Origin of the sequence: Streptomyces sp. OfavH-34-F, assembly GCF_022347745.1 — a bacterium.
GTDB lineage: Bacteria > Actinomycetota > Actinomycetes > Streptomycetales > Streptomycetaceae > Streptomyces.
In genome coordinates this window covers 1-2,790 of the sequence record NZ_JAKRGC010000514.1, presented here as the reverse complement: position 1 = coordinate 2,790, position 2,790 = coordinate 1, and the positions used below count along the sequence as shown (strand labels likewise).

The window sequence follows — 2,790 nt, the reverse complement described above, 5'->3', positions numbered from 1 at the left end:
TCCGGTGCCGGTCGGCGTGGTCCGCGAGGGCGGCGCGCTGCGGGCGACGCTGACCAGCGTGGAGCCGGCCGTCGAGGACGTCGACCCGGCCGACCTGGCGGAGGCGCTGGCGGCCCTGGACTGGCCGGCCGCCGACCTCGATCCGGCCCTGCCGCCCCGGATCGCGTACGCGGGCGCCCGCCATCTGGTCCTGGCCACCGGCAGCCGGGAGAGGCTGGCCGCGCTGGACTACGACTTCGCGCGCCTCGAAGCGCTCATGCACCGGCTGGACCTGACGACCGTTCAGCTGGTGTGGCGGGCCTCCGCGACGGTGTTCCACGTCCGTGATCCGTTCCCGGTCGGCGGCGTGGTGGAGGACCCGGCGACGGGCGCGGCGGCGGCCGCCCTCGGCGCGTATCTGCGCACGCTGGGCCTGGTACCGGAGGCCGTCGAACTGACTCTGTACCAGGGCGAGGACATGGGGCGCCCCGGCACGCTCACCGTGACGCTGCGGGCGGGCGACGCGCGGGTGCGGGTGACCGGGACGGGCACGCGGCTGCCGGACCCGGCGTAGGGCGGGGCGGGGTCAGACCGCCGGGCCGCCGAGCGCGCAGGTGAAGACCGTGTCCCCGTCCTGCTCCGCCCGGACGAACACGCCGCCCGGCGCCGGGCCGGCCTCGACCCGGCAGGGCCGGTCCAGCTCCACGTACCGCAGGAAGTCGGACCGCACGCTGACCGGGAGGAAGCCCGGCACCGTGGCGGTGGCGGCCTGCCGGGCGGCTTCGAGGAGCAGGATGCCCGGTACGTGGTCGTTGGGGCGGCCGAAGAGGGTCGGGTGCCCGGTGTCGAGCCGCAGCGGCCACCGGCCGGGGCCCGTGGCGGGCCCGAGGACGACGTCGCGCTCGGCGGTCCGGCCCGCCGTGTGCGGTGCGAGGGCCGGGATCAGGGGCACGGACACGGGGCCCCGGCTGCCCCGCAGCCGGTGGTAGGCGGCGGCCGAGGTGCAGCTGATCCGGGAGCCGCAGGTGGCGAGCACCCCGCCGTCCCGGCGTATGACGAAGTCGACCCGCATCGAGCGGAGGCTGCTGCCGCGCCGGCGTATGTCGGAGCAGGCCACCTCCACCACGACGTCCCAGGGCTCCTCGCCGAGCACCAGGTGCTCCGCGGCGGTGGTGTAGTTCAGCTCCCACATCACGAACGCGTCGCCGAGCGGCACCCCCAGCTCGGCGTGGCAGACCAGCATGGCCGACTGGCGCATGGTCTCCGCGATCAGCAGCGGGTCCTGGTGGCTGCCGCGCACGGGGGCGAAGAAGCGGTGGGCGCGCGGCCAGTGGGCGGGCACGCAGAACCGCGTCTCGCTCAGCCGGGCCACCCCGGTGGGGAACACGTCCAGCGGGTCTCCCCGGTGGACCAGTCGCCGGAAGTGTTCCCCGGCCACGCGCGAGGAGAACTGGATCATGGGGCGCCCCCGGGGAACTCCGATACGAAGGGCCGGATCGGGTCACCCCGCACCGGCCGTGATCAGGCCAGTTTGCCCCGGCCCCGGCCACAGTTTCCAGCCACCCCCTGGAGTAGCTCTCAAGCGGCCCTTGAGCAGACGTCTAGTGTGGGTTGAGTGACTGACCGTCATCAATGTGACAGGAGTGATCCATGTCTGTACAGCGTGTGGTCCCGAACATCCCGGTCGGCACGGGCGACGGCGACGGAGCGGACGAGTCCGCTCTGCGGGAGAACACCGCGTTCTACGGTCTGCTCGGTTTCGAGGAGGTCATGAACCATGGCTGGATCGTGACCCTTGCCTCCCCGGACCGTCCGGCGGCCCAGATCAGCTTCATGACCCGGGACGCGGCCGGCCCGGTGAACCCGGAGGTGAGCGTCGAGGTGGCGGACGTGGACGCGGTGCACGCCGCGCTGGTCGACGCGGGGGCGGAGATCGTCTACGGCCCCCGGGACGAGGAGTGGGGCGTCCGCCGCTTCTTCGTCCGCGACCCCAACGGCAAGGTGGTCAACGTCCTGACGCACCGCTGAACCCCGGCCCCGGGCGCCCGGCTCCCGCACCCGGCTCCCGGCGCCCCGGCCGGGGCCGCTCACGGCATTTCGGCCATTCCCGGACCGCGTGGCCGAAAGTCGCGTGTTCGGGGCGTGGCGGCGGTCGTTGGACACGGTGATCCTGCCGCGACGACCCCAGGGGGCCTTGTTGACCTCGGACAGTACGCATGGCGGCGGCACGAGCGGGCGGGTGCTGCTCCCGCCCGAGGAGTACGCCCGCTCGGTGCCCAAGTCGACCGGCTTCGCCTTCGTCTTCTTCACCGACGAGGACCATCGCCCGGTGCAGTTGCGGGCCACGTACTCGCGGACGCACCCGTGGCAGTTCCCCGGCGGGACGATGGACTTCGGCGAGCGGCCCTGGGAGACGGCGCGGCGGGAGTGCCGCGAGGAGACGGGCATCGAGGTGCCGGGCCCGCCCCGCCTCCTCGCCTCGGTCTTCGGCCCGCCCGGCGCCGACTGGCCGTACAGCACGGCGGGCTGCGTCTTCGACGGCGGCCGGCTCACGGACGAGCAGATCCGCTCCATCGTGCTGGACCCGGACGAGCACGACGCGGTCCGGGTGCTGTCCCTGGCCGAGTGGCGCCCCCTGATGCCCCCGCAGGACTTCGCCCGCCTGGAGGCGGTGCTGACGGCCCGACTGACGGGCACGGCGGCGTACTTCGACGCGTGGGGGTGGGGGGACGGCTGAGCGGGCGCACCCCCGGGCGCCGGGCCGGGCCTGCGGGGCCCCGGCGCCCGTCAGCGGCCGCTCAGCCGCTCCAC

Annotated in this window: 4 protein-coding genes; 3 read left to right on the top strand and 1 reads right to left on the bottom strand. The window is 74.6% G+C overall.

Annotated elements, in window-relative coordinates; translation table 11 throughout:
- Positions 1-553: PhzF family phenazine biosynthesis protein (locus MHW47_RS34205; RefSeq protein WP_239227735.1), on the top strand; the 553-nt coding region annotated here is incomplete at its 5' end.
- 12 nt (positions 554-565) lie between these two features.
- Here the strand turns inward: MHW47_RS34205 and MHW47_RS34200 are convergent.
- Complete coding sequence (locus tag MHW47_RS34200) at positions 566-1,438, bottom strand: ScbA/BarX family gamma-butyrolactone biosynthesis protein (RefSeq protein WP_239227734.1); 873 nt, start codon at positions 1,436-1,438, stop codon at positions 566-568.
- Between the two features lie 191 nt (positions 1,439-1,629).
- Here MHW47_RS34200 and MHW47_RS34195 point away from each other — a divergent pair, with 191 nt between their 5' ends.
- Both MHW47_RS34195 and MHW47_RS34190 read left to right on the top strand, forming a co-directional pair.
- A complete protein-coding gene (locus MHW47_RS34195; protein ID WP_239227733.1) occupies positions 1,630-2,007 on the top strand; it encodes a VOC family protein in 378 nt (125 codons plus the stop codon).
- A gap of 169 nt (positions 2,008-2,176) precedes the next feature.
- Entirely contained in the window at positions 2,177-2,716 is a 540-nt protein-coding gene (locus MHW47_RS34190; RefSeq protein WP_239227732.1) for an NUDIX domain-containing protein, read from the top strand.
- Positions 2,717-2,790 lie beyond the last annotated feature (74 nt).